4 protein-coding genes and 1 pseudogene are annotated in these 3,746 nt (G+C 69.5%); all 5 read right to left on the bottom strand.

Annotated features, from left to right (window positions below; translation table 11 throughout):
* Positions 1-523, bottom strand: a pseudogene (locus EHS43_RS39920) (DNA polymerase IV); the annotation flags it as partial.
* A gap of 57 nt (positions 524-580) precedes the next feature.
* A complete protein-coding gene (locus EHS43_RS39925; protein WP_125195447.1) occupies positions 581-1,240 on the bottom strand; it encodes a MerR family transcriptional regulator in 660 nt (219 codons plus the stop codon).
* A gap of 261 nt (positions 1,241-1,501) precedes the next feature.
* Positions 1,502-1,975 (bottom strand): bifunctional nuclease family protein, encoded by a 474-nt coding sequence (locus EHS43_RS39930; RefSeq protein WP_004002801.1) that lies wholly within the window; start codon positions 1,973-1,975, stop codon positions 1,502-1,504.
* A gap of 78 nt (positions 1,976-2,053) precedes the next feature.
* A complete protein-coding gene (locus tag EHS43_RS39935; protein WP_125195448.1) occupies positions 2,054-2,791 on the bottom strand; it encodes a MerR family transcriptional regulator in 738 nt (245 codons plus the stop codon).
* 18 nt (positions 2,792-2,809) lie between these two features.
* Positions 2,810-3,715 carry an FHA domain-containing protein gene (locus EHS43_RS39940; protein ID WP_125195449.1) on the bottom strand — a complete coding sequence of 302 codons (906 nt, stop codon included), beginning with the start codon at positions 3,713-3,715 and terminating at the stop codon, positions 2,810-2,812.
* Positions 3,716-3,746 lie beyond the last annotated feature (31 nt).

Raw genomic sequence — 3,746 nt, forward strand, 5'->3', positions numbered from 1 at the left:
CCCGCTCGGTGCCCGGCTCGATCACCACCAACCCGTCCGGCTTGGCCTGCTCGGAGGCGATCTTCGCGAGCATCTTGGACGCGGCCAGCCCCACCGACCCCGTGAGTCCCGTGACGGCCCGTATGTCGGCCCGCAACCTCGCCCCGACCAGTCGCGCGGACGCCTCGTCCCAGGCCGCTCCCCCGGCCTCCAGATCCACGAACGCCTCGTCCAGGCTCAGGGGCTCCACCAACGGCGACAACTCCCGCAGCAACCCCATGACCTGCTCGCTGATCGCCTTGTACAACCCGAAGCGCGGCACGAGATACGCGGCGTTCGGCGCGAGCCGTCTCGCCTGGCCCATGGGCATCGCCGAGTGCACCCCGAACACCCGGGCCTCGTAGGACGCGGTGGCCACCACACCCCGCGGCCCCAGCCCGCCCACGACGACGGCCTTCCCGCGCAGACTCGGCTTGGACGCCTGCTCCGCCGAGGCGTAGAAGGCATCCATGTCGAGATGCAGGATCGTGGGCGCTTTTCTCACATGTCCGATGCTGCCCTACGCCACTGACAATGCCCCGCGGGTCCGGAGGGGCAGGCCTCAGACCGCCCGGTTGCGGCGCCTGGCCAGCTCATCGGCGGGGTTGTGCCCCACGAGCGTCTCCCCGGTGTCGATGCGCTCCCCGTGCAGCTGCGACAGGGCGCTCTCGACGTCCCGCCACACGACCCCCACGGCGATCCCGAAGACGCCCTGGCCGCCCTGGAGCAGCGCGTGGACCTCGTCGGGCGAGGTGCACTCGTAGACCGTGGCCCCGTCGCTCATGAGCGTCATGCGCTCCAGGTCCTGGAAACCACGCTCACGCAGGTGCTGGACCGTGGTGCGGATGTTCTGCAGCGACACCCCGGTGTCGAGGAACCGCTTGACGATCTTCAGGACGACGACGTCCCGGAAGCTGTAGAGCCGCTGTGTCCCCGACCCGTGGGCCGGCCGCACGCTCGGCTCCACGAGCCCGGTGCGTGCCCAGTAGTCCAGCTGCCGGTAGGTGATGCCGGCGGCCGCGCATGCCGTGGGACCGCGATAGCCGATCTGCTCGGACGCCATGGACGTCGCCCCTCCGCTGCTCGGCACGGCCGCAGGTCGCTGCGGGACGTGATCGGCCGCGCCGCCCTGAAACGGGCTGCTTGGAAGCGGGTACGGACCGCTCGCCCCGAGACTCCGTCCGGGGGCACCCCCAGCCGTACCGTCGCCGCTGCTTCTCACGCCGACCTCCGTCCTTGACCTGCCTTCACGACGGTAGGCAGTCACCAGGGGTGCGTCAACGATCGCCACACTCGGCACGCCGAGTGATAATCACCCAAGGAGTGGTTTGCCGTACCCCACCGCGGGGAAAGGCTAGCCGAATGCGCTCCGAACGGGCCGCAGGACGCTCTCACGCGCCGGTGGCAAATGCCGGCATTTCCGTGACGACCGGACACGGCCGGCCCGTCACGGATCACTGATCCGCCGGCCGGCCGCTCTGCCTCACTGACTGCTGGTGCCGAAGTCCTCGGGGGAGATCTGGTCGAGGAACTCGCGGAACTTCTCCACCTCGTCCTCCTGCTCGTCCGGAATGGCGATACCGGCGTCGTCGAGCACCCCGTCGCTGCCGTAGATCGGCGTCCCGGTGCGCAGGGCCAGCGCTATGGCGTCGGACGGCCGCGCGCTCACCTCGACCCCGCTGGCGAAGACCAGCTCCGCGTAGAAGACGCCCTCACGCAGATCCGTGATGCGCACTTCGGTGAGCTCCTGACCGACCGCCTCCAGCACGTCCTTGAACAGGTCGTGGGTCAGCGGTCGTGCGGGGGCCATGCCCTGCTGCGCGAAGGCGATCGCCGTCGCTTCCCCCGGCCCGATCCAGATGGGGAGGTAGCGGTCGCCTCCCACTTCACGCAGGAGCACGATCGGTTGGTTGGAGGGCATTTCCACCCGGACACCTACGACATCGAGCTCGTTCACACAGCAACCCTAGGCCGTGCCCGGGACGTTTGGGTAGTCGGGCAGGAAACGGGTGGCGATCCGGTGCCCGGAGCAACCTCAGGGAAGGCGTACGCCGAGCGCGGTCTGCACGAGGGCCGCGTGCAGCTTCACCGTGAGCCCCGCGAGTTCCTTGGCGCGGGCTTCCGCGTGCGCGCGGGTCTGCGGGTTGCGGTGGCGCTTCAGCGGGGCCACCACCTGGTCGACGAGCCCTGCCTCACGGTCGGCGGCCGCCTTCATCGCCCGCAGGTGCCGCGGCTCGATCCCGAACCGCCCGAGTTCCACGACGAGCGCGGCCACGGTCACCGCCTCGGCGTCGTAGGCGCCGTCCGGCAGCGGCGTGATGAGCCCGTACGACTCCCACTCGGCCAGCTCCGCCTCGCCGATCTCGGCGGCGGCGAGCAGCGCGGCCCGGCCGATCCGGGCCGCGGTGGGGCCCTCCGAGACCTCCAGGACCGTTTCTCCGTCCCGCTGGCGGCCCACCGTGGGCGGCGCGACGGCCTCACCGCGTTCCATGGCGTCCAGGTGCTCCCGGATCACCTTGAGCGGCAGATAGTGGTCCCGCTGCATCCTCAGGACGTGGCCGAGGCGCTCGACGTCCCGGTTGCTGAACTTGCGGTACCCGGAAGGAGTCCGCTGCGGCTCGATGAGGCCCTCGGACTCCAGGAAACGGATCTTGGAGATCGTGACTTCGGGGAACTCGTCGCGCAGCACGTTCAGCACCGTGCCGATGCTCATCAGTCCACTGTCCGTGGCGGCGGTGCCGTGTCCGGCACCGCCGCTCGGTGTTTGAAGCATGGACCTTCCCTGGGAGGGTCAGTAGCCCTGCTGGCTCGCGTAGAACACCAGCCGGTACTTGCCGATCTGCACCTCGTCGCCGTTGTTCAGCGCGACCGAGTCGATCCGCTCACGGTTGACGTACGTGCCGTTGAGACTGCCCACGTCGGACACCGTGAACGAGCCGTCCTGACCGCGGCGGAACTCCACGTGCCGACGCGAGACCGTGACGTCGTCGAGGAAGATGTCGCTCTGCGGGTGCCGGCCGGCCGTGGTCAGCTCGCCGTCCAGCAGGAAACGGCTGCCCGAGTTCGGCCCGCGGCGCACCACCAGGAGGGCGGAGCCCAGCGGGAGCGCGTCGACGGCCGCCTGTGCCTCCGGGGAGAGCGCCGGCATCTGGGTCTGACCGGTGACCTCTGCGTCGTAGGCCTCAAGACCCGAGATGGAGATGGTGGAGGTCGTCTCCGAGGGGCGCTCGGGCACGGCCCCGGGCCGCAGCGGGGCGCCGCAGTTGGAGCAGAAGCGGCTGTTCTCCGCGTTGCGGTTACCGCACCTCGTACACACCAGGGCCGACATAGGGGAAAACCCTCCACCCGTACTTGAGGTTGACGGCTGCCCGAAACCTATGCCGCCGGACTGGGCAGGGTCAACAGACGGCACGCCCTGACCTCCGGAAATGTCACCACTCTGACCGGCGACCTGGTCCCGGAACAGCGGGCGCTGGCCCTCGGCGTCGGGCTGTGCGCGATGGCGAGCGGTCGCGTTGTCGCTGCCTTCTCGCGCGCTCTTGCCGAACAACTTCGCAAACAACTTCACGGGCGATTCCCCTTGACCGAAACAGACCCGCCCGTGGGGCAGGACGAACCCTGATTGAACACACCGGTCGACCCGGACATCCTCACAACGTCCGTTGCCACCAGACAGTTTCCACCACGCACCACCCATTCGGTGCGCCGACCCCCCGCAACCTCATGCC

The organism is Streptomyces sp. RP5T (genome assembly GCF_003933965.1).
Taxonomy (GTDB): domain Bacteria; phylum Actinomycetota; class Actinomycetes; order Streptomycetales; family Streptomycetaceae; genus Streptomyces.